This window comes from Yersinia rohdei ATCC 43380 (genome assembly GCF_000173775.1).
GTDB lineage: Bacteria > Pseudomonadota > Gammaproteobacteria > Enterobacterales > Enterobacteriaceae > Yersinia > Yersinia rohdei.
The window spans coordinates 34657-57956 of sequence record NZ_ACCD01000027.1; the positions used below are offsets into that span (position 1 = coordinate 34657).

Consider the following 23300-nt stretch of genomic DNA (forward strand, 5'->3'; position numbering starts at 1 on the left):
GCCTGCTTTTCATCATTGGGCCGTTTTGAGATATGTTACGCAAACTTCTATTCCTGCTGGTTTTATCCTCTCCCCTGCTGGCACTCCCAAGTTATAGCCAAAGCATCAATAACTTCTCACAAGCCAAAGCAGCTGCCGTGAAAATTAACCAGGATGCGCCCGGCAGTTTTTACTGCGGATGTGAGATTGACTGGCAAGGCAAAAAAGGGGTTCCGAATCTGGCAAGTTGCGGTTATCAACCCAGAAAAAATGCCCAGCGCGCAGCGCGGATTGAATGGGAACACGTCGTCCCCGCCTGGCAATTTGGTCACCAGCGCCAATGTTGGCAACAAGGTGGGCGCAAAAATTGCGCTAAAGACACGGTCTATCGCCAGATAGAAACTGACTTGCATAACCTACAGCCCGCTATTGGCGAAGTGAATGGCGACCGCAATAACTTTATGTATTCCCAATGGAATGGCGGCAATGGGCAATATGGCCAATGTGCGATGAAAATCGACTTCAAAAATAAGCTGGCAGAACCGCCAGCCCGGGCGCGCGGTGCTATAGCACGAACCTATTTTTATATGCGCGACCAATATCAGCTACGACTTTCCAGCCAACAAACTAAGCTGTTCGAGGTCTGGGATCGCCAATTTCCAGTGACAAACTGGGAATGTCAGCGTGATGAGCGGGTAGCTAAAGTACAAGGGAATCATAATCCTTATGTACAACAGGCTTGCCAGCAGCAAAAAGGCTAATCTAGTATATTGGTCATTATTTTCGTTTCAGGACGTAACTCATGCGCGTACCCCGGATTTTTCACCCCCAGCCTTTGCAGGCGAATACCGAGATAGCACTCAGTGATGATGCTGCCAATCACGTCGGCCGCGTACTGCGGATGACTGAAGGCCAAAGCCTCCAATTATTTGACGGCAGCAATCAGGTATTCGCGGCTGAAATTATCAAGGCAGATAAAAAAAATCTGATTGTCCGGTTGGCTGAAGGGCAGATAGCAGACTGCGAATCGCCCTTGAACCTGCATTTGGGCCAGGTGATTTCCCGTGGCGAAAAAATGGAATTCACCGTCCAAAAATCCATTGAGCTGGGTGTTAATGTGATTACGCCGCTGTTTTCTGAGCGCTGTGGCGTTAAGCTGGATGGCGAACGTCTGGCGAAGAAAATCCAGCAGTGGCAAAAAATTGCTATCGCCGCTTGCGAACAATGCGGGCGTAATACTATTCCGGAAATTCGCGCCGCAATGCAGCTTACGGATTGGTGTGCAGAGCAAGATGACAGCCTGAAACTGAATCTGCATCCACGCGCCAGCAACAGCATTAATACCCTGCCCGCATCTCTCAACAAAGTCCGTTTGTTGATTGGCCCGGAAGGCGGTCTCTCTGCTGATGAAATTGCCATGACCTCACGCCTTGGATTTACTGATATCCTGTTAGGGCCGCGAGTGCTGCGTACCGAAACTACCGCCCTTACCGCAATCACTGCTTTGCAGGTGCGATTTGGCGATCTGGGATAAAATTTGTTCCCATTAGGAGAGAATAATGATCAAGCTCGGCATCGTAATGGACCCAATATCGTCCATTAACATCAAGAAAGACTCCAGCTTCGCTATGCTGTTAGAAGCACAGCGCCGTGGTTGGGAACTGCATTACATGGAGATGGACGACCTCTATTTGCGCGGTGGTGATGGCCGCGCCAGAACCCGCCTGCTAAATGTGAAGCAAGACAAAGACAACTGGTTTAGTTTTGGCGCAGAACAAGACCTGCCGCTGCATGAACTTGATGTCATCTTGATGCGCAAAGATCCTCCGTTTGATACTGAATTCATCTATGCCACCTATATTCTGGAACGCGCAGAAGATAAAGGGACGTTGGTGGTGAATAAGCCGCAGAGCTTGCGCGACTGTAACGAAAAGCTATTTACCGCGTGGTTCTCGGAATTAACTCCAGACACACTGGTCAGCCGCAGCAAAGACCATATCCGTAAATTCCATCAGGAACACGGGGATATCATTCTCAAACCTTTAGATGGTATGGGCGGCACCTCGATATTCCGCGTGAAGCAGGATGACCCTAACCTGTCGGTTATTATTGAGACACTGACTGAGCTCGGTAGCCGGTTCTGTATGGCGCAAAACTTCCTGCCCGCCATTAAAGAAGGCGATAAACGGGTGTTAGTGGTTGACGGTGAACCGGTGCCATATTGCCTGGCGCGCATCCCGGCACAAGGTGAAACCCGTGGTAATCTGGCTGCTGGTGGCCGTGGTGAAGCGCGTCCGCTTAGCGAAAGCGACTGGAAGATTGCCCGCGCCGTCGCCCCTGTGCTGAAGCAAAAAGGTTTAATTTTTGTCGGCTTGGATATTATCGGCGATCGCCTGACTGAAATTAACGTCACCAGCCCGACGTGCATACGCGAAATTGAAGCCGCCTTCCCGGAGGTGTCTATTACCGGCATGCTGATGGATGCCATTGAAGTTCGTTTGGCTAACAAAAAAGCGTAATAGGCAACGTCCAGAAATGGCTTTTGCAAGGATTCCGAATCACTTACTTAACTGCGTGTTAATTACGTGATTCGGGTTCTTACAAACCGCAGTTACCCATGCAGACTCACAAAATATTCTAAAAAATAGTCTCGGGTTCAGTAACAACAAGAGCTAAAAAAAATCACGGCCCCACGGTAGCGTTATTTTTAATGTTATTTTAATTCCATGAAAGCCAAGCAATCAAATATAAAAACAACTTTAGAACCAAAGTTACCAGCAAACTTAATAACCCTTCAAAAATAAATAAATTAATATAAAATCAATTAGTTGCAGTTTAAAACGTTGTTATTTTTTATTCAAAAAAAACTATAAGCTGCTTAGTAAAAACATTAAAAAAATATTAAATATAAAAGACATCTTTGTGGCACGCAAATGACGTGTTGCTAATGTGTTTTTGCATCTATATATTTTGCCAAATAGATTGTTAGGCAATGGCTCTATTTTACTAATTATATTTGAATCAGGCTTAAATGAAACAATGAAAAAGCAAACTGTATTACCAATCCGTGCATTACCATTATCACTTATTTTATTATCTTTAATATCAGGTAATGTGTTTGCTAATTCAAAATTGCTTATCACTAATAGTCCTGACACTCACACCCAAATTAAGCACCATAAAGCACTAAGCTACAGTGGCGCGGATACCCGCAACACGGAACAGCGCCTGGCCGAGCAGATAACGTCCTTTGCAACTGGACAAAAAGAAACTGCGGATATTCTGGCTGCAGCAAATACCCATCCAGTGGTTTTTAAAACCAAACTCAATCCCGTCAATAAGTGCATAGATAAACTGGCTACATTTTCCAATAACGGCAATAGCTGGTTGGCTCACCTGAATAATATTTTAAAGTTAACAGCACGGCGACTCACATTGGGCAGACATTAAACAACTTAAACTGAGTACCGGTAACATATTGAAGATTCACCCGCTCAGTCAGTATGGTGCATTGCCCACCGCCACTTATTTTCGTTTTTTACTCTACCTAAAACGACGACTACAAAGGTATGTATTGGCGTTTTTCTGAGCGCCGCCCCCGTGACTTTATCCTCATTTATCCGCATACTTGCATCAATTCATCCTTTAACTCAGCGAACCTCCTATATAACATAATGAATTTACAGCATCATTTCCTTATAGCTATGCCTTCATTGCAGGAACCTCGATTTATGCGCTCAGTTATCTATATCTGCGAGCACAACAAAGAGGGCGCGATGGGGTTAGTGGTAAACAAGCCGATGGAGCACTTTACGGTAGAGACCGTGCTGCAAAAATTGAAAATCACCCCTTCACCGCGAGATCCCGCTATTCGGCTGGATAAACCGGTTTTAGCCGGTGGCCCATTGGCGGAAGATCGCGGGTTTATTTTGCATTCACCACAGGAAGGTTTCGGCTCCAGCATTCCAATTTCATCCGATACGATGATAACTACCTCAAAAGATGTGTTAGAGACGTTAGGTACACCACAACAGCCTAAAAACATGTTGGTCGCACTGGGATATGCTGGCTGGCAAGCTGGGCAATTAGAGCAAGAGTTGTTGGATAATACCTGGCTGACCATTGAGGCTGATACCCAAATTCTGTTCAACACCCCAATTGCTGAACGCTGGCAAGCCGCAGCCAATAAATTGGGCATCAATATTTTTAACATAGCGCCGCAAGCAGGACATGCCTAATGGCTAATCGCACCATTGTTGCCTTTGATTTCGGTACCAAAAGTATCGGCGTAGCTATCGGCCAAGAAGTCACGGGTACCGCCAGAGCATTGACATCATTCAAAGCCCAAGACGGCACACCGGACTGGCAAAAAGTCGAAAAATTGCTAAAAGAGTGGCAACCTGATTTAGTCGTGGTTGGGCTGCCACTGAATATGGATGGCACCGAGCAACCACTCACCGCCCGTGCTCGTCGGTTTGCCAATCGCCTTCATGGCCGATTTGGTGTACAGATAGCCTTACAAGATGAACGCCTTAGCACCGTGGAAGCCCGTGCCAACTTATTTGACAGTGGCGGCTACCGTGCACTGGACAAAGGCAGTGTCGATGCGGCTTCTGCGGTTATCATTCTGGAAAGTTGGTTTGATGAACAGGCTGGCTGAAGCGTTTTTGGGCCTTAGCTGCACGGGTTTTCCACTGTCATTTTGGCAATCTTACCTAGCAAAAACTGCATAGCATGGCACCTATGCCCACAGAATTGTATACTACCTTCATGCCAATCAGCGGCTCAAAATATTGCACACCCCTTACGGGTGTTTTTTACATTTATTGAGGTTTTCTCATGACAAAAGTAACTGTTGCTGCGACTCAAATGGCCTGTTCTTGGGACTTGCCTAAGAACATTGAAAATGCAGAGAAGCTGGTACGTCTTGCACATGCCAAAGGCGCACAAATCATCCTGATTCAGGAGCTATTTGCCGCACCTTATTTCTGTATTGATCAAAGCCCGGAACACTATGCGCTGGCCCAAGAGCTGGATAATAGCCCGTTGATCCAACACTTTTCCAAGCTGGCGGCAGAGCTGGAAGTCGTATTGCCATTGAGTTTCTTCGAGAAAGCCAATAATGCTTATTATAACTCGCTAGTCATGATTGATGCTGACGGCACAGTTATGGATGTCTACCGTAAAACTCATATTCCTAATGGCCCGGCTTATCAGGAAAAGCAATTCTTTATCCCCGGCGATACGGGTTTTAAAGTCTGGCAAACTCGCTACGCCAAAGTCGGTGTGGGTATCTGTTGGGACCAATGGTTCCCGGAAACCGCGCGGAGTCTGGCGCTACTGGGTGCAGAAATAATCTTCTACCCAACGGCTATCGGTTCTGAACCCGCTTACCCAGAAATTGACAGCCAACCGCACTGGACTCGTGTCCAGCAAGGCCACGCCGCTGCGAACCTGGTGCCAGTTATTGCCTCAAACCGTATTGGAACAGAGAAAAGCAAATATATCGATGGGCTGGAAATGACATTCTACGGCTCTTCATTTATTGCTGATCAAACCGGTGCTCTACTGGCTCAAGCCAACAAAACTGATGAAGCTGTATTGGTACATGAGTTTGATTTGCAAGAAATTGCAGCCCAGCGCGCTTCATGGGGTTTATTCCGCGATCGCCGCCCGGAAATGTATCAAGTCTTGACCACCTCTGACGGCAAGACCCGGAGATAATTTATGTCTGTACCAGACCACATTTTACAAGGCCATATTGCACCAGGCTGTGCATCACAAGCCCTGCCAAGTACTCCACGGCAGGATGGTTTCTTTATGCCCGCCGAATGGGCAAAACAGGATGCTGTCTGGATGCTGTGGCCGTTTCGTCAGGATAACTGGCGCGGCAAAGGTATTCCTGCTCAACAAACATTTGCCAAAGTTGCAAAAGCCATTAGCCGCACCACACCTGTATTTGTGGGGGTGCCTGCAGAATTTATGGCGCAAGCCAAAGCCACCTTGCCGGCAAATGTCACACTGGTTGAAATGGCCAGTGATGATGCCTGGATGCGCGATACCGGCCCAACGATGGTCATCAACGGCACGGGTGAACGCCGGGCGGTTGATTGGCAATTTAACGCTTGGGGCGGTCTTAATGGCGGCCTGTATAGCGACTGGCAGCAAGATGAAAAAATTGCAGTTCAAGTCAGTGACTTCCTGAATAATGCCCATTACAGCGCCCCATTGGTACTGGAAGGTGGCTCTATTCATACTGACGGTGAAGGCACTTTGCTGACCACTGCCGAATGTTTACTGAATCCAAACCGCAATCCGCATTTGAATCAAGCACAAATTGAACAGTTGCTGCGTGAATATCTTGGTGTCACCCATTTCATCTGGTTACAAGATGGCGTTTATAATGATGAGACCGATGGTCACATTGATAATATGTGCTGCTTTGTTCGCCCAGGTGAAGTAGCTCTGCACTGGACTGACGATCAGCAGGATCCGCAATACGCCCGCTCTGTTGCCGCTTTTGAGGTGTTATCCAACGCCGTCGATGCCAAAGGCCGTAAACTGAAAATCTGGAAGCTACCGGCACCTGGCCCTTTGTATAACACCGAAGCAGAAACTTTCGATGTGCTGTCCAGTGACGCGGTACCACGCACTGCCGGTGAGCGGTTGGCAGGCTCCTATGTAAACTTCCTGATAAGCAACCAGCAGATTATCTATCCATTGCTGGATAGCCGTACTGATGGGCTGGCACAGGATCTATTGCAGCAGATGTTCCCAGACTATGCCATTGTCGGGGTGCCTGCCCGTGAGATCCTGCTCGGAGGCGGTAATATTCATTGTATTACCCAGCAAATCCCAACCCCATAATTGTTTTTTGTCGTTGAAGCCACTGCGGTGTTAGTGGCTCGTTGCTCGACACATCCAGTGGCCTCACTGCCGTGAGGTCACTAACACCATGTTAAACCGGCTATTAACTGATATTTTACCCGGCTCACTCACCTGATATTGGGTTGTCTCTCGCTAATATTCCCTGTTTTTCCCGCTGCGCCATACTCTGCTCAAATGACTGCATTCCCCATTGCCCGCCAGCCTGTATCAGAGTAGGTAATTGGTAGGTTTTACCTTCACGAATCAAATGGCTGACCGCTGTCGTTTGAGTCAGTATTTCAAATACAGCCAGCCGCCCACCACCAACTTTATGACACAATTTCTGTGCGATTACCGCGCGTAAACTGGCAGCCAGTTGCGCCTGAATAACCATTTTCTCCGTGGCGGGAAAAACATCCACCAGCCTATCTATTGCTTGAGTCGCGGTGCGAGTATGCAATGTTGCCAAGACCAAATGCCCCGTTTCCGCCGCCGTCAGTGCCAAACGAATCGTGTCTTTATCCCGTAATTCACCGAGCAAAATGATATCTGGATCTTGGCGTAGCGCCCCACTCAAAGCACTGCTAAAAGAATGGGTATGACTGCCCAATTCCCGCTGCTGGATCAAACATGACTTACTGCAATGGATAAATTCGATCGGATCTTCCAACGTGATGATATGGCGTGCTTGTGTCTGATTCATGGCATTTATCATTGAGCCTAATGTTGTGGACTTGCCGCTGCCGGTCGCCCCAGAAACCAGAATCAAGCCATCACTCTGATTAATCAGTTGATTAATCACTAATGGAGTGTCCAATTCTTCTAGTGAAGGACAAGTGGCGGTAATGACTCGAAAAGCTATCGATAGCCCTTGCCGTTGCTGAAAAACATTAGCCCGTAGCCGTTGCCCAGCAGTCGTGGTGCAAGCACAATCAACCTGCCCCAGGTGCTGTAATTGGCTTTGTTGTTCCTCAGTCAACACATGTTGGCTTAAGCCATAAAGCCAGTTGGCATCGACTCGTGGCCAATGAGTCAAGGTTTTCAGTTCACCGTCAATGCGTAACACCGGGTGATAACCAGTACAAAGGTGCAGATCCGAGGCATTATGCTTTACACTAACCGCCACTTTATGTTCGAAATCCTGTTCGGTGAAGTTATCGTTAACATCTTCAGGGTTTTCTAAATCAATGCATTTGATGCGAATAGCGCTAAATGTTGGGTTAGCTGGGTCGGTTTTTTTATCATCCAGACAGGTGAAATCCATATCAAACTCCTGGGGCCATATGAGCACAATTGAGAAAAATCTACAGGATGTCAGAGCACAAATCGCAACTGCTGCACGTAATTGCGCGCGCTCTCCAGAGGAAGTGACATTGCTTGCAGTCAGTAAAACCAAACCTGTGACAGCTATCGAAGAAGCTATCGCCGCCGGGCAATATGCCTTTGGTGAGAATTATGTGCAGGAGGGGGTAGATAAGATTCGCTATTTCACTGATAACGCCCCGACGAGCAATCTTGAATGGCACTTTATCGGCCCACTGCAATCCAATAAAAGTAAATTAGTGGCAGAAAACTTTGCCTGGTGCCATACCGTCGATAGGCTCAAAATTGCACAGCGCCTAAGTGCTCAGCGCCCAAGCGGAATGCCCGCACTGAACGTGCTGATTCAAGTCAATATCAGTGATGAGCAAAGCAAATCCGGGATTGCTTTAGCAGAGTTGCCCGCGTTAGCGGCCAGTATTAGCGAATTACCTAACCTGCATTTACGCGGGCTCATGGCGATCCCCGCGCCAGAAACTGATTATCAGCGGCAACTGGCAGTATTTGAGCAAATGAATCAGGCGTTTTTGACGTTAAAAACCAGCTACCCTCAGATGGACACACTTTCTATGGGTATGACCGATGATATGGCAGCCGCCATTGCTGCCGGCAGTACACTAGTGCGTATTGGTACCGCCATTTTTGGTTCCCGCGCTTAATTTGAGCAGCGAACGCCGTGGTGGCTTTAAGTCCCATAAACTCCCTGAAGTAACTGACTGAAGAGCGAATATTTAATGGAACATCGCAATATCACATTCATTGGCGCGGGCAATATGGCACGCGCAATTATCGCCGGTTTGGTTGCCGGTGGTTACCCGGCCAGCATGATCAGCGTTTGCGCGCCTTCCGCTAAAAACCGTGATGCGCTGGCAGCTGAGTTTGGTGTTATCAGCAGTGATGATAATATCGCGTCAGCACAAAAAGCTGAGGTGGTGGTTTTAGCGGTCAAGCCCCAACTGATGGCTGCGGTCTGCCAGCCATTACAAGAAAATGTCAATTTTACCGGTAAACTGGTGCTGTCTATTGCTGCGGGTGTCCAGGTTGCTCGTTTTTATGCGCTATTGGGGGATAAACTCAATTTGGTGCGCATTATGCCTAATACCCCATCGCTGGTGGGTAAAGGAATGAGCGGCCTTTATGCCCCGGAACAGGTCTCGCCAGTGGATCGAGATTTCACTGCCTCACTGATGAGTTCTGTGGGTAAAGTTTGTTGGGTGAATGATGAAAATGGCATTAATAGCATTATTGCCGCAGCGGGCAGTGCACCGGCCTATTTTTTCCTGTTTATGGAAGCCATGCAGCAAGAAGCTGAGCGTTTGGGTTTTGACAGTGAAACTGCCCGTCTTTTGGTGCAGCAAGCCGCCAGCGGGGCCACAGCACTGGTGGAAGCGAATCCGCAATTGCCGCTTTCAACATTACGTGAGCAAGTCACCTCTAAAGGAGGGACAACCGCCGAGGCAATAAGAGTATTTTATGAACAGCATTTACCGGAAACCGTTGCCAGCGCCATGCAAGCTGCTATTGTGCGAGCAAAAGAAATGGAAAAGCAGTTCTAACCGAAGATTAATTTACAAAATCCGACACTGCCCTTGTCATTTTATCGTTAAGATAGGGGTCTAAAAATAGGCGAATACATTTTTCGTTTGTACCAATACCTAAAATCATTGACTGCCAATGACCAGGGTATATCCAAATATTAAGGACTAAGGCAACTCATGCTAACGCTGACTTTTTTGGCCAAAACGGTCATTGACCTATATGTGATGGTACTGCTGTTGCGCATCTGGATGCAGTGGGTTCACAGCGATTTCTACAACCCATTCTCACAGTTTGTGGTGAAAATCACACAACCGATTGTTGGCCCTTTGCGCCGGATTATCCCTTCCTTGGGGCCAATTGACAGCGCATCGTTGCTACTGGCATTCCTGCTAATGACCATTAAATATCCGCTGCTGGTACTGATTCAAAGCGGCTCAATGTCACTTAGCCTGTATAATTTGCTGTTCGGTATTATTTCGTTAGTGAAAGCTGCCGGCTATCTGATTTTCTGGGTGATGATTATTCGTGCCTTGATGAGCTGGGTCAGTCAGGGTCGTAGCCCAATGGACTACCTGCTGCTTCAGTTAACTGAACCTTTGATGGCCCCCATCCGCCGTATTTTGCCCGCGATGGGCGGGATCGATTTCTCGGCAATGGTTGTTATCCTTATCCTGTATCTGATCAATTATTTAGGTATGGATTTGCTGGGTGAGCTTTGGTTCGTGCTGTGAATGCAGTAACACCCTTGCTGGACGGGCTGGCACTCAGGCTATATATTCAGCCGAAAGCCAGCCGTGATCAGATAGTCGGTTTACATGGCGATGAACTAAAAGTCGCCATTACCGCCCCTCCCGTTGATGGTCAGGCTAATGCCCATTTGGTCAAATTTATCGCTAAACAGTTCAAGGTAGCGAAAAGCCAAGTGATTATCGAAAAGGGCGAATTGGGGCGGCATAAACAGCTAAAAATCGTTAACCCGCAACAAATTCCACCAGAAGTTGCGGCTCTGCTCGAATAACTGAAACTTCCCGCTAGCGTTGGGCGATTGATTGTCAGCCCAAATGAATTCAGGATTCTCCATGCAAAAAATAGTATTAGCCACCGGTAACCCCGGCAAAGTGCGTGAGCTGGCAAACTTATTGGCCGATTTTGGTTTGGATGTTGTCGCGCAAACCGAATTAGGTGTTGAGTCTGCCGAAGAGACGGGCTTGACCTTTATCGAAAATGCGATATTAAAAGCACGCCATGCAGCACAGATTACCGGTTTACCGGCTATCGCTGATGATTCAGGTTTGGCTGTTGATGCTCTGGCCGGCGCGCCAGGAATTTACTCGGCCCGCTATGCTGGCATTGATGCCAGTGACCAACAGAATCTTGAAAAACTGCTGCTGGCATTAAAAGATATTCCTGATGAACAGCGCAGCGCCCAATTCCATTGTGTGCTGGTCTATATGCGCCATGCTCAAGACCCAACGCCGTTAGTGTTTCATGGCCAATGGCCCGGCGTAATTGCTCGCCAACCTTCTGGCTCGGCCGGATTTGGTTATGACCCTATTTTCTATGTCCCCGAATTGGGTAAAACTGCAGCGGAATTAACTCGCGAAGAAAAACACGCGGTTTCCCATCGTGGACAAGCCCTGAAATTGATGTTGGATGCACTGCGCAATGCTTAAATTACCCCCGCTCAGCCTCTACATTCACATTCCCTGGTGTGTGCAAAAATGCCCTTACTGTGACTTTAATTCCCATGCACTGAAAGGCGATGTCCCCCATCAGGAATATGTAGAGCATTTGCTGGCGGATCTTGACGCCGACGTGCCCTTAGTCGGCAATCGTGAAGTAAGCACCATTTTTATTGGCGGAGGCACGCCAAGTTTGCTTAGTGCCGAAGCCATGCAACAGTTGCTGGACGGTGTTCGTGCCAGATTGCCACTGGCGGCTGGTGCTGAAATCACCATGGAAGCCAATCCCGGAGCTGTTGAAGCTGATCGTTTTAGCGGCTACCAACGCGCCGGTATCAATCGCATCTCTATTGGTGTGCAAAGCTTTAGCGCCGAGAAATTAACGCGTCTGGGCCGGATACACGGGCCACAAGAGGCGAAGCGCGCCGCAGAACTGGCAACGTCACTGAAGCTGCGCAGTTTTAATCTTGATTTGATGCACGGCTTGCCGGATCAATCGCTGGAAGAAGCTCTGGATGATTTACGCCAGGCTATTGCACTGAATCCGCCCCATCTGTCTTGGTATCAACTGACCATCGAGCCAAACACCGGTTTCAGTTCGCGCCCTCCTACACTGCCGGACGACGATGCGCTGTGGGATATTTTCCAGCAAGGCCATCAGTTACTCAGTGCTGCCGGATATCAACAATATGAAACCTCAGCTTATGCCAAACCGGGCTATCAATGTCAGCATAATCTGAACTACTGGCGCTTTGGTGATTATCTGGGCATTGGCTGTGGCGCGCACGGTAAAATCACTTTTAGTGATGGCCGGATTTTACGCACCATAAAAACGAAACATCCCCGTGGATTTATGCAGGGTAAATACCTGGATAAACAATATGAAGTGGCAGCCGTCGATCGGCCATTTGAGTTCTTTATGAACCGTTTCCGCCTGCTGGAAGCTGCACCACGAGCAGATTTCACTCATTTTACCGGGTTAGCTGAAAGCACCATTCGCCCACAGTTGGATGAAGCACTAGCCAAAGAATATTTAATCGAAACAGAGGAATACTGGCAGATTACCGAGAAAGGTAAGTTATTCCTTAACTCGCTGTTAGAACTGTTTTTGTAAATCTGATAAAAAAGCCGGTTCAGAAAGTATCGCCCATCTGAACCGGCTACATCTGTTAATTAATAGCGGTTAGTTAAGTGCTTTCAGTAAATCCTTGCGCTGCTGTTCTAGTGCTGTCACGCGCCCACAGACCTCGTGACCAAATTGCTGGAATTCCTGCTCCTGATTATTCCATTCGTTTTTGATGGCCTGCTGTAAGCCGCCCAAGTTACCCATAATGGCCTGCAATGGGTTATTTCCGCCACTGCCACTGGTCGCCTGCTTAACGCCCATCTCATTCAAACTGTCTTGCAGCACTCCGCCCATGCTTTGCTGTACCAACTGACGGCCATCTTGTTCAACCTGATCAATAGCTTGATGGTGGAAGGTTAAGCCGTCACTGCGTTTTTCAATAATGCGGTTCATTTGTTGCTTCAGCTGTTCATTCAGTGTGGTCAGCCGGTTGCGTACATTGCTGCTGCTTCCCAGTTGCTGAACAATGACCTTATCCAGAGAAACACGCGCTTTTTCAAGATGTTGCTGCGCACCACTTTCTATCCAAGGCAAATCTTTGCGCAATGCTGTTTGATAGCGGAAAGCCTGTTGGCGCTGCGCGTCAGTCAGTGTTAAGGTTTTGCCATTACGGGTGACATCACCGTCGGGTGAAATCTGTAAATTGCCACTGGCGCCGACTACTTGCACCGATTGCGGGCTAATAATCACATCATCTTGCGGCTTTACGCTGCACTGATAGTCAGCTTGTGCCTGCCAGGCAGTCAGCATAAATACAGCCAAACCCACAGTCCGTAATGCTTTCATTTTAGATAACATAAAACTCCTAATAAGCTGTGCCATTCAATATTTCTATGGCTCTATCACTATTTATAACGTACTAACCCCCAGCCGATGAAGGGGGGCAGTCCTAAAAAATGGAGCGGCCAATCCGCTGAGCCAATAGCTCTAAGGCAGCGGTTCCCGCCAGAGAGTTCCCTGCATGGTCTAATTCTGGTGACCAAACAGCAATACACAGTTCATCAGGTACAATGGCAATAATCCCACCACCAACCCCAGATTTTCCCGGCATACCTACCCGGAAGGCAAATTCACCGGCTCCATCGTACATACCGCTAGTAATCATCAACGCATTGATTTGTCGCGCCTGCATGGGCGTAATCAGCGACTCATGCCCACCAATACTGCGCCCCTGATTCGCCAGATAGACAAAGCAGCGGGCCAGCTCAATGCAACTCATACGCATGGCACAATAGTGAAAATAGGTCTGAAGCACCGTCAGCACGTCATTGTGAAAATTGCCAAAAGACTTCATCAAATAGGCGATGGCGGCATTACGATCTGAATGCTCAAACTCCGAGCGGGCGACACGAGGATCGTAGCTGATGCTATCGTCATTCACCAGCTGGCGTACCACTTCCAGCATGCGCTGCTTTGGCGCACTCAACCGGCTTTGCAACATATCACACACCACCAGCGCCCCAGGATTAATAAACGGATTGCGCGGTTTACCCTTTTCCAGCTCCAACTGAACCAGTGAGTTAAACGGCTGGCCAGAGGGTTCTTTGCCGACTCGCTGCCATACTTCCTGTTCCCCATAACGGGATAATGCCAAAGTCAGACTTAACACTTTCGAAATAGATTGGATTGAGAAACGCTCATTGGCATCTCCGGCCTGAAATATCGAGCCATCCAGCGTGCAAACTGCAATACCCAATTTGTCAGCCGAGACTTCCGCCAAAGCGGGAATATAATCAGCCACTTTTCCTTGGCCAATCAGCGGGCGAACCTGCTGTAAAATATCCGCCAGCAAGGCATTATCTAAACTTGTTGTCATCCCTAAACTTGCTACCACAACAATGCCCCCAGTAATCTCAGGTAACGGCTTTCGCTAACTGCACTTAATAAAAACAAAGGCGCCTGCTTAGGCGCCCTTATCGATTATCTGCCGTTGAAACGGAAGATCAATCCCACCAAATATCAAACAGCTCAGTGGTTTCTACATTTTTCATTTTACGAGCTTCCAGCCATTTAGTGACTAGCGCACGGTGCTCATCGGTGCAATGACCGATTTCTTGCAAGCAAATCAGGCCTTCCCACTGCATGTAGCCACTGCCATCAAATGCCAAGCCGTTTGCTTCAATGACTTCATCGATAAAAGCATCGACAGTTTCATCAATAGCTTCAACACTGGAGCCTTCAGGGAAGGTCCACTGTACAGAAAAACCTAATTCTTGAAACTCATCGATATGCATTTTTTTGCGTAAACGACGACTACGGTTCTTAGCCATTATTCTTTCCTCTCAAACATCAGATCCCAAACGCCATGTCCCAGACGCTGGCCACGTAATTCAAATTTTGTCAGCGGACGCGAGTCCGGACGAGGAACATAATCATGCTGTTCTGAAAGGTTGCGATACCCGCTCGCACCAGACATGACCTCCAGCATATGTTCCGCATAGTGCTGCCAGTCGGTCGCCATATGGAACACGCCACCCACTTTTAATTTACTTTTTACTAACTCGACAAAAGGTGCCTGAACAATACGACGTTTATTATGGCGTGCTTTATGCCACGGGTCAGGGAAAAACAGCTGAACCATATCCAGCGAAGCATCCGGTATCATATTTTCCAGCACTTCAACCGCATCATGGCACATAACCCGCAGGTTACTCAGCCCCGCGTCGTGGGCCGAACCCAGGCAAGCACCGACCCCAGGGGAATGAACTTCTATTCCCAAGAAATTCTGTTGTGGATTACTGGCCGCCATAGTGACCAACGATGTCCCCATACCAAACCCAATTTCTAATACTACCGGGGCTTCACGGCCAAATAAGCTGGCCAAATCAATAGGGGCGGCCTGATATTCTACGCCCATCACCGGCCAGTAGTTATCGAGCGCCAGTTGTTGGCCCTTGGTCAGGCGCCCCTGACGGCGGACAAAACTACGAATACGGCGCATGGCACGGCCGTTTTCATCAAATTCCGGAGATATGACGTCATTTATCATGGTGCTTTCTGTCTGTTGGTTGCGTATACGAACGCGCATTATGCAAAGATACGCCAGTTTATCAACTATGGACGTCATAAGTACAAAATTAAGCTGTAAATAACGTATATATCGCCATAAGACAGCAATTCAGGTATCAAAGCCGCTAACACCGCGGTGGTTCCCATCAAAGAGATTCCCCGAAGTCATTCGAATCACAGCAAGGCAGCAAACGAATGAGTCCCGTTGAGCTTACTAAGGTAAGTGATTCGGGCGAGTAAGTGCCGCTAACACCGCTGAGGTTCTAAGGACAAAGGGGAAAGGCGGAAAGTTCCGGTTTACAGTAAGTAAACTCTATGCTGCAATCCAGCCCTAATTTATTTATCTGCTGGATATCGATACCTGCTTATGATGCAAGCGCAACAATTCGCGCACGTGGTACTTGAGTGGTACCACCGTTTTGGTCGCAAAACACTGCCGTGGCAACTGGATAAAACGCCTTATCAAGTCTGGCTGTCAGAAGTGATGTTGCAACAGACGCAGGTGGCGACTGTCATTCCTTATTTCCAGCGCTTTATGCTACGTTTCCCTGATATTCGTGCTTTGGCAGCAGCCCCATTAGACGAAGTGTTGCATTTATGGACCGGGTTGGGTTACTACGCTCGTGCCAGAAATTTGCATAAAGCCGCCCAAATGGTGGTTGAATTGCATCAGGGAGAATTTCCTACCACTTTTGACGAGATATTGGCACTTCCGGGGATTGGGCGCTCCACCGCTGGCGCTATTTTATCGCTGTCTTTAGGGCAACATTTCCCAATTTTAGACGGTAATGTTAAACGAGTACTGGCTCGTTGCTATGCTGTTGAAGGATGGCCCGGTAAAAAAGAGGTTGAGAGTCGCTTGTGGCAAATCAGTGAAGATGTCACCCCGGCGAAAGGAGTCGGCCAATTCAATCAGGCGATGATGGATTTAGGCGCTATTGTATGTACCCGCTCTAAACCCAAATGTGAACTTTGCCCACTGAATATTGGCTGTCTTGCTTATGCTAACCACAGCTGGGCGCGTTATCCGGGTAAAAAACCCAAAAAGACATTACCGGAGAAAACAGCCTATTTTCTGTTAATGCAAAACGACTCTCAAGTGTGGCTCGAACAGCGCCCACCAGTAGGATTATGGGGCGGGCTATTTTGTTTCCCACAATTTGCAGAACCAGAAGAGCTGAACAACTGGTTACAGCAGCGGGGGATCGCCTCAAGCCATTTACAGCAGTTAACGGCGTTTCGCCACACCTTCAGCCACTTCCATTTGGATATTGTCCCAATGTGGCTGAATAATGCATCAAACCTTGGATGCATGGATGATGGCGCGGGTCTCTGGTATAACTTAGCGCAGCCACCATCGGTAGGATTGGCCGCCCCAGTTGAGCGATTATTGCATCAATTAGCAAAGCAATAACCACGGGTACAGCATTAATAGTAAACAAAAACAACAACGGGCAACCCAGCCGTCTACCCAAACAGCATTATTTGGAGAGGATTTAGCATGAGCAGAACAATTTTTTGCACATTTTTAAAAAAGGATGCTGAAGGGCAAGATTTTCAGCTGTATCCAGGTGAAATCGGTAAACGCATCTATAACGAAATATCAAAAGAAGCTTGGTCACAATGGATAACTAAACAAACCATGCTGATTAATGAGAAAAAACTCAGCATGATGAATGTAGAAGACCGGAAATTGCTGGAGCAAGAAATGGTTAATTTCTTGTTCGAAGGGCAGGATGTTCATATTGAAGGTTACACTCCGCCGAGCAAGTAACGACTTGGGGCCCTATTGGCCCCGCTATTATTCCGGCAATAATTTGAGTTACAACAAGGCCGCCAACGCGCCGGTAACTTGCTGTATTGCGGGGATCTTCCTCATCAAGATATGGCTTGTAAGATGAAGAAATTTTTAGCTTTGCTAGTAATTGCACCATTGTTAGTGTCTTGCTCAGGCAATAAAAATCAGGCAGAAAACGAAGCCTTCGTCAAAGACACTAATGGTTTTGAGATTTTAATGGGCCAATTTGCCCACAACATTGAAAATATTTGGGGATTAAAAGAAGTCTTAATTGCGGGCCCTAAAGATTACGTTAAGTATACGGATCAATATCAAACCCGCAGCCATATCAACTTTGATGCCGGCACCATTACAGTTGAAACCATTGCCACCACCGATCCGGCGGCTCATTTACGTCAGGCGATCATCACCACATTATTAATGGGCGACGATCCTGGCTCGATCGATCTTTATTCTGATGCCAACGATATTCAGATCAGTAAAGAACCTTTCCTCTACGGCCAAGTACTGGATAATAACGGCCAGCCTATTCGCTGGGAATGGCGAGCGGCACATTTTGCCGATTATTTATTGCAAACCAAAATGCAAAAACGCACCTCTGGTTTACATGTTATCTGGTCGGTAACCTTGCAATTAGTTCCGAACCATTTGGATAAGCGCGCCCATAAATATCTGCCACTGGTGCGGCAATCTGCCGAAAAATATGGCGTAGAAGAATCATTAATTTTGGCAATTATGCAAACAGAATCAAGCTTCAACCCCTATGCCGTTAGTGGTTCTGATGCACTGGGTCTGATGCAAGTTGTTCAGCATACTGCCGGGCGAGATGTCTTCAAGATGAAAGGAAAAAGCGGCCAACCAAGCCGTAGCTATCTATTTGATCCTGAAAATAATATAGATGCCGGCACCGCCTATTTGGCTATCCTGCAAAACACCTATTTAGGCGGTATTCAAAATTCCACCTCACGGCGCTATGCTGTTATTACCTCATATAATGGCGGAGCGGGCAGTGTATTGCGGGTATTCTCCAGCGATAAGAATCAAGCGGTGAATATTATCAATAATATGGCCCCAGGAGATGTATTCCAAACGCTCACCACTAAACATCCATCCGGTGAGTCTCGTCGTTATTTGGTAAAAGTGAACAGCGCGCAGAAGAGTTATCGCCGACACTAACTTTATTGATACTTAATGAATAAACATCAAATGGCACAGTTCCCTGTGCCATTTTTATTGCCAAGATTATCTTATTGTTTGTATCTCGTGGGTCGACTCAACTTAGCCCTATATTGATAGGCTATTATAAGTATGAATTTCTTCAATTATATCAATTGGTAATGACATAACCAAAAATACGCCGCCACTCGACATCACCTTTTTCGATATAAACGCCCTGCAATTCTGGAGAGAAACCCGGCAATAAATTGATACCTTCTTCCAGCGCCAGGAAATAACGCTGCACCGCCCCACCCCATATTTCACCAGGAACAACACACAGCACTCCCGGTGGATAAGGCAAAGCCCCTTCAGCTGCAATGCGCCCTTCTGCCTCAGCAATAGGAATTAATTCAATATTATCGCGGACAAACTGGATATTCGCATCCTGTGGGTTCATGGCAACCGGCGGGAAACTGGCCTTGCGGAACATATCCTTTTGCAGTTGTTTAACATCATAACTGACATACAAATCATGCATTTCTTGGCATAACTGGCGCAAAGTATAGCCGCGATAGCGCTCTTCATTCTTCCGGTAGATAGTCGGTAAAACATCACATAACAGTGCATCTTGCTCAATATAGCGCTCAAATTGCACTAACATATCAACCAGATGCGCCATTTTTGCAGGGTTTTCTGCCGGAGTCAGTAGGAATAGAATTGAGTTCAGATCGCATTTTTCCGGCACAATGCCATTCTCACGCAGGAAAGTCGCCAATATCGCCGCCGGCACGCCAAACTGCGTATATTGCCCACTGCTGGCTTCAATTCCCGGCGTCGTCAGCAATAACTTACAAGGGTCAACCAAATATTGGTCTTGGTTATAACCTTCAAATCCATGCCAACGTTCATTAGGTACAAAATTAAAGAAGCGCGCATCATCTGCAATAATATCAGTATCGTAGTCTTGCCAATTCCTACCACCAACAGTCGGTGGAATAAATGGCCGCAGCATTGAACAGCGTTCTAATAATGCTTTACGAGTCTCGATACCCAGTTTTACGCAATCCATCCACATGCGCCGGCCACTGTCACCAGAATGAATTTTGGCATTAATGTCTAATGCCGCAAATAATGGATAAAACGGGCTGGTCGAGGCATGCAACATAAATGCATTATTAAAACGTTTATGATTACAGTGCCGCTTTTGTCCTTTGATATGGTTATCTTTCTTATGCACTTGCGAGGTTTGTGAAAAACCAGCCTGCTGCTTATGCACTGACTGAGTCACAATAATCCCAGGGTCATTTTCATTTAATTCCAACAACAACGGAGAGAAATCCTTCATCATCGGGATAAATTGCTCGTAACCTACCCACGCGGAATCAAACAAAATGTAATCGCATAAATGACCAATACTGTCCACCACCTGACGGGCGTTATACACAGTGCCGTCATAGGTACCTAACTGAATGATTGCGAGTCTGAATGGCCGTGCATCATCCGCTCTTTCAGGTGCCACTTCGCGTAACTGCTGGCGTAAATAGCGCTCATCGAAACAATGGGCATCAATACCGCCAATAAAGCCAAACGGATTGCGGGCAGTTTCCAAATAGACTGGAGTTGCCCCGGCTTGGATCAACGCACCATGATGATTAGATTTATGGTTATTGCGATCAAACAACACCAAATCACCACGGGTTAATAAGGCATTAGTGACCACCTTATTAGCCGCCGAAGTCCCATTCAGGACAAAATAGGTCTTATCTGCATTGAAAACTTTAGCGGCATATTTTTGTGCATCTTTTGCCGCACCTTCATGAATAAGCAAATCACCCAATTTGACATCGGCATTACACATATCTGAGCGAAATATCGTTTCACCATAGAATTCGAAAAACTGACGGCCAGCAGGATGTTTGCGAAAGAACTCGCCGCCTTGATGCCCTGGGCATGCAAAGGTGGAGTTTTGCATCTCGACATATTTCTTTAATGTTGAGAAAAAAGGCGGTAGCAGATTTTTTTGATATTCACTGGCGGCCGCTTCTACCTGTGCATTGTAAAATGCTTTATTTGCCTCTCCGAGAGTAATAATCCCTTTAATAAGAGGCAAATAACTTTCAGAAACCGTCTGTTCTGCCGTGACGGCAACAAAAATTGGAATGGCAAAGCCCAAATCATAAAGCTTTGACAATATACCGGCATTCGCATCTTCAACCGACATCACCACTGCGGCAACATCAGTAAAATCGGTCTGATTGAGGTATACCACTCCCCGCTGGCTCTCTACATAAGAAGCCAAACGAGCACTTGTTGCTATTTTTAACTGTGTCATGTCACTTATTCTCAAACGGTCAGGTATGAGGCTGCCACTTTGGCATAGAGATGACATCACACAGTATTGGGAAACCTATGTGATGCCGGTAAATTGATATCTTTAACGCACACTTTCCAAGCTGAAATTAAAGCTGGGAATTATCAGTGAGCAGATCGCTGCGTCGACCAATAAACATCAGTAAAATCAGAGAACTATCTCTACTTTTAATAATGTCTAACAGTGAGCAATAGGTAGCCTTACCGCATGGAAGCAATAAGAGACTTAACAGCAGAAAAATAGGGGAAATAGCACGTGGGGCGTTTACTATGCATTGGAATGTATAAAACTGCCATAACCGCCTCCTGCTTAGATTCTCGAAATATTCGAGACTAGTGGAATGAATAGTAACGCTAAATTTTCGCAATAGTTGCATGTTTTTGGGGTCGATTCAACCCTTGAAAGCCAATAAAAATGCATATTTAGTGAATATCTAAGCTATTGTTATCTAACGAACTGAGAAATAAAAAACATATAGATCAAACAGATAAAAAATCCAATTACGCGATAAAAATAATCACGCCAACAGTTTTTTAGCAATTTTCGCCTAAAAAGAGAGCAACCGAACGCCAATATATGAGAAACTCATTGACGATTTGGTGCCAATACGGTTTAATGCGCCCCGTTGCCCGGATAGCTCAGTCGGTAGAGCAGGGGATTGAAAATCCCCGTGTCCTTGGTTCGATTCCGAGTCCGGGCACCAAAATTCATATCAACGGACCTCCACGGAGGTCCGTTTTTCGTTGTATTTCCTGCCTAAAATCAACATCTCTTGCTATCTCAATTCAACCGGACTCCACCACATTCTACCCACATCAACCCCCTTGAGAGGGTACAAATGAGGGTATAGTCTGGTTCGATAATATTTATACCCCTTTTCACTATCAGGAGACCTGTCTATGGCACTCACTGACGCAAAGATCCGGCCGGCAAAACCGGATGAAAAACCTTATAAACTCGCGGACAGTGGCAACATGTGTTTACTTGTCCATCCCAATGGTTCTCGTTATTGGCGACTCCGCTATCGATTTCTGGGGAAAGAGAAAACTCTCGCTCTGGGCGTTTACCCCGAAGTTTCATTATCTGAAGCCCGTGAAAAGCGTGATGAAGCCAGAAAGCTGATTACAGGTAACATTGACCCCTGCGAACAAAAACGTGCTAATCTTTATTCGCTCCAGTGAACTACGTTTTGCCCGATGGCCTGAAATCGATTTTGAAAAATCAATGTGGACGATCCCTCCTGAACGTGAACCCCTCCCAGGGGTTAAACATTCACACCGAGGCTCTAAAATGCGTACACCGCACCTTGTTCCTCTGTCCAGACAAGCTCTGGAAATTTTACAGCAAATCCGCACTATCAGTGGCGAGCATATATTGGTCTTTACGGGTGACCATAACCCCTGGAAGCCGATGAGCGAAAATACCGTCAATAATGCTCTGCGGTTGATGGAATATGATACGAAGGTAGATGTTTGTGGCCACGGCTTCAGAGCGATGGCCTGCAGTTCCCTTATCGAATCGGGGTTATGGTCAAAAGACGCTGTAGAACGTCAGATGAGCCATCAGGAAAGGAATGGTGTCCGTGCGGCTTATATTCATAAGGCTGAGCATCTGGACGAGCGCAGTCTGATGCTACAGTGGTGGGCTGATTTTCTGGATGCTAATAGAGAAAAATCCATTAGCCCATTTGATTATGCAAAGATTAATAACCAGATGAAATAAGAAATTATCAAATCTCTATAGTTACCAGAAATATTTCCAGTCTACCTGTTTATGCAGGTAGATTTTTTTTATATCTACGATCATGATATTAATCATAGATTGCTGTAAGCGTAAGCAGCGAAGGTCAGGTCTGAGCTCATACTCAATACATTAATTATCTTTACGGACTCATTATACCCAGAAAACGCTCTAGGTGATTTTTTAGCTTATCAATCACTGTGCGCTGTTTTTCCTGACGATTACCGCCTTTTGTAAAGCGAAATGCAAGGAGAAGAAGTTTTGATACAGCGGTACCTACTTCTGGAATGTTGCCGCTCTGATACACTTCTCTTACCAGTTTACGGGGCTTATCAGGTCGAGCTTTTCCTCTTCGATAATCTGCTCCAGCGATTACCCTTCTTCTGCATGGATGAATAGATATCAGGCTGCGTGATGAGTGTCATTCTGTCGAGAAACGCTGAGAACAGCTCCTTTTTGCTGTGCAATTCAACGCTGGCAAGCAGGCACCTCTGGCGATCCAGAGAACAAGGGGGGGGAATATTACTCAAAAAGAGTAATCGAAAAGTTGCCCTAGCTGAAGCCCTGTCACCGCTTAAAAAATCAGGGCCCTGCTGAAAGGATCAAAAAACTGATTATGTTACTCTCCGTTCTGTATGGCACCGAAGCGTTAACCGTTCTTAAAGACAGTTTTGACTTAGAAAGAAGTGAGGTCATCGACCTGACACGTCT

The 23300-nt window shown here is 46.8% G+C and carries 23 protein-coding genes, 1 tRNA gene and 1 pseudogene; 19 read left to right on the forward strand and 6 right to left on the reverse strand.

Going from position 1 to position 23300, the window contains the following annotated elements:
- Positions 1–32: 32 nt before the first annotated feature.
- The 8 genes from endA (at position 33) to aguA (ending at position 6846) form a co-directional block, all read left to right on the forward strand.
- Positions 33–740, forward strand: a complete 708-nt coding sequence (gene endA, locus YROHD0001_RS03655) for a deoxyribonuclease I (protein WP_004715985.1) — start codon at positions 33–35, stop codon at positions 738–740.
- Positions 741–781: 41 nt separating this feature from the next.
- Positions 782–1513: a 16S rRNA (uracil(1498)-N(3))-methyltransferase gene (gene rsmE / locus YROHD0001_RS03650; RefSeq protein WP_032817665.1), complete on the forward strand. Its 732-nt coding sequence runs from the start codon at positions 782–784 to the stop codon at positions 1511–1513.
- Positions 1514–1538: 25 nt separating this feature from the next.
- Positions 1539–2498, forward strand: coding sequence for a glutathione synthase (gene gshB / locus YROHD0001_RS03645; protein ID WP_032817668.1), 960 nt, complete (start codon positions 1539–1541; stop codon positions 2496–2498).
- A 520-nt stretch (positions 2499–3018) separates the two neighbouring features.
- Entirely contained in the window at positions 3019–3429 is a 411-nt protein-coding gene (locus YROHD0001_RS03640; protein WP_004715988.1) for a hypothetical protein, read from the forward strand.
- A 224-nt stretch (positions 3430–3653) separates the two neighbouring features.
- Positions 3654–4217: a YqgE/AlgH family protein gene (locus tag YROHD0001_RS03635; protein ID WP_032817680.1), complete on the forward strand. Its 564-nt coding sequence runs from the start codon at positions 3654–3656 to the stop codon at positions 4215–4217.
- Positions 4217–4639 (forward strand): Holliday junction resolvase RuvX, encoded by a 423-nt coding sequence (ruvX, locus tag YROHD0001_RS0118455; RefSeq protein ID WP_005157116.1) that lies wholly within the window; start codon positions 4217–4219, stop codon positions 4637–4639. Before YROHD0001_RS03635 ends, ruvX begins: the two co-directional genes overlap by 1 nt.
- A gap of 179 nt (positions 4640–4818) precedes the next feature.
- Positions 4819–5703 (forward strand): N-carbamoylputrescine amidase, encoded by an 885-nt coding sequence (gene aguB / locus YROHD0001_RS03630; RefSeq protein ID WP_004715990.1) that lies wholly within the window; start codon positions 4819–4821, stop codon positions 5701–5703.
- Positions 5704–5706: 3 nt separating this feature from the next.
- Complete coding sequence (aguA, locus tag YROHD0001_RS03625) at positions 5707–6846, forward strand: agmatine deiminase (RefSeq protein ID WP_004715991.1); 1140 nt, start codon at positions 5707–5709, stop codon at positions 6844–6846.
- 124 nt (positions 6847–6970) lie between these two features.
- On the opposite strand, the gene YROHD0001_RS03620 is transcribed toward aguA, so the two are convergent.
- Complete coding sequence (locus tag YROHD0001_RS03620) at positions 6971–8110, reverse strand: type IV pilus twitching motility protein PilT (RefSeq protein ID WP_004715992.1); 1140 nt, start codon at positions 8108–8110, stop codon at positions 6971–6973.
- A 19-nt stretch (positions 8111–8129) separates the two neighbouring features.
- Between YROHD0001_RS03620 and YROHD0001_RS03615 the strand changes: the two genes are divergently transcribed.
- The 6 genes from YROHD0001_RS03615 (at position 8130) to hemW (ending at position 12501) form a co-directional block, all read left to right on the forward strand.
- Positions 8130–8825 (forward strand): YggS family pyridoxal phosphate-dependent enzyme, encoded by a 696-nt coding sequence (locus tag YROHD0001_RS03615; RefSeq protein WP_004715993.1) that lies wholly within the window; start codon positions 8130–8132, stop codon positions 8823–8825.
- 75 nt (positions 8826–8900) lie between these two features.
- Positions 8901–9722, forward strand: a complete 822-nt coding sequence (gene proC, locus YROHD0001_RS03610; RefSeq protein ID WP_004715994.1) for a pyrroline-5-carboxylate reductase — start codon at positions 8901–8903, stop codon at positions 9720–9722.
- Positions 9723–9881: 159 nt separating this feature from the next.
- Positions 9882–10436, forward strand: a complete 555-nt coding sequence (locus tag YROHD0001_RS03605) for a YggT family protein (protein WP_004715995.1) — start codon at positions 9882–9884, stop codon at positions 10434–10436.
- Positions 10433–10723, forward strand: a complete 291-nt coding sequence (gene yggU / locus YROHD0001_RS03600; RefSeq protein ID WP_032817683.1) for a DUF167 family protein YggU — start codon at positions 10433–10435, stop codon at positions 10721–10723. The genes YROHD0001_RS03605 and yggU overlap by 4 nt, the downstream gene beginning before the upstream one ends.
- A 61-nt stretch (positions 10724–10784) precedes the next feature.
- Positions 10785–11378: an XTP/dITP diphosphatase gene (locus tag YROHD0001_RS03595; RefSeq protein ID WP_032817686.1), complete on the forward strand. Its 594-nt coding sequence runs from the start codon at positions 10785–10787 to the stop codon at positions 11376–11378.
- Positions 11371–12501 (forward strand): radical SAM family heme chaperone HemW, encoded by a 1131-nt coding sequence (gene hemW / locus YROHD0001_RS03590; protein WP_032817689.1) that lies wholly within the window; start codon positions 11371–11373, stop codon positions 12499–12501. The genes YROHD0001_RS03595 and hemW overlap by 8 nt, the downstream gene beginning before the upstream one ends.
- A gap of 69 nt (positions 12502–12570) precedes the next feature.
- Here hemW and YROHD0001_RS03585 read toward each other — a convergent pair whose 3' ends face one another.
- From YROHD0001_RS03585 to trmB, 4 genes are all read right to left on the reverse strand, one after another.
- Entirely contained in the window at positions 12571–13311 is a 741-nt protein-coding gene (locus YROHD0001_RS03585) for a YggN family protein (RefSeq protein WP_032817693.1), read from the reverse strand.
- Positions 13312–13402: 91 nt separating this feature from the next.
- Positions 13403–14329 carry a glutaminase B gene (glsB, locus tag YROHD0001_RS03580; RefSeq protein WP_004716000.1) on the reverse strand — a complete coding sequence of 309 codons (927 nt, stop codon included), beginning with the start codon at positions 14327–14329 and terminating at the stop codon, positions 13403–13405.
- Between the two features lie 127 nt (positions 14330–14456).
- On the reverse strand, positions 14457–14783 hold the full coding sequence (locus tag YROHD0001_RS0118460; RefSeq protein WP_032817696.1) for a YggL family protein: 327 nt from the start codon (positions 14781–14783) through the stop codon (positions 14457–14459).
- Positions 14783–15502: a tRNA (guanosine(46)-N7)-methyltransferase TrmB gene (gene trmB, locus YROHD0001_RS03575; protein ID WP_032817699.1), complete on the reverse strand. Its 720-nt coding sequence runs from the start codon at positions 15500–15502 to the stop codon at positions 14783–14785. The genes YROHD0001_RS0118460 and trmB overlap by 1 nt, the downstream gene beginning before the upstream one ends.
- A gap of 387 nt (positions 15503–15889) precedes the next feature.
- Between trmB and mutY the strand changes: the two genes are divergently transcribed.
- From mutY to mltC, 3 genes are all read left to right on the forward strand, one after another.
- Complete coding sequence (gene mutY, locus YROHD0001_RS03570) at positions 15890–16936, forward strand: A/G-specific adenine glycosylase (RefSeq protein ID WP_004716002.1); 1047 nt, start codon at positions 15890–15892, stop codon at positions 16934–16936.
- Positions 16937–17023: 87 nt separating this feature from the next.
- Positions 17024–17296, forward strand: a complete 273-nt coding sequence (locus tag YROHD0001_RS03565; RefSeq protein WP_004716003.1) for an oxidative damage protection protein — start codon at positions 17024–17026, stop codon at positions 17294–17296.
- Between the two features lie 123 nt (positions 17297–17419).
- A complete protein-coding gene (gene mltC, locus YROHD0001_RS03560) occupies positions 17420–18496 on the forward strand; it encodes a membrane-bound lytic murein transglycosylase MltC (protein WP_004716004.1) in 1077 nt (358 codons plus the stop codon).
- A gap of 151 nt (positions 18497–18647) precedes the next feature.
- Here mltC and speF read toward each other — a convergent pair whose 3' ends face one another.
- Positions 18648–20810 carry an ornithine decarboxylase SpeF gene (gene speF / locus YROHD0001_RS03555; RefSeq protein WP_004716005.1) on the reverse strand — a complete coding sequence of 721 codons (2163 nt, stop codon included), beginning with the start codon at positions 20808–20810 and terminating at the stop codon, positions 18648–18650.
- Positions 20811–21476: 666 nt separating this feature from the next.
- On the opposite strand from speF, the gene YROHD0001_RS03550 reads away from it, so the two are divergent.
- A tRNA-Phe gene (locus YROHD0001_RS03550) sits at positions 21477–21552 on the forward strand.
- A gap of 196 nt (positions 21553–21748) precedes the next feature.
- Positions 21749–22571, forward strand: a pseudogene (locus YROHD0001_RS19365) (tyrosine-type recombinase/integrase).
- Positions 22572–23300: the final 729 nt, after the last annotated feature.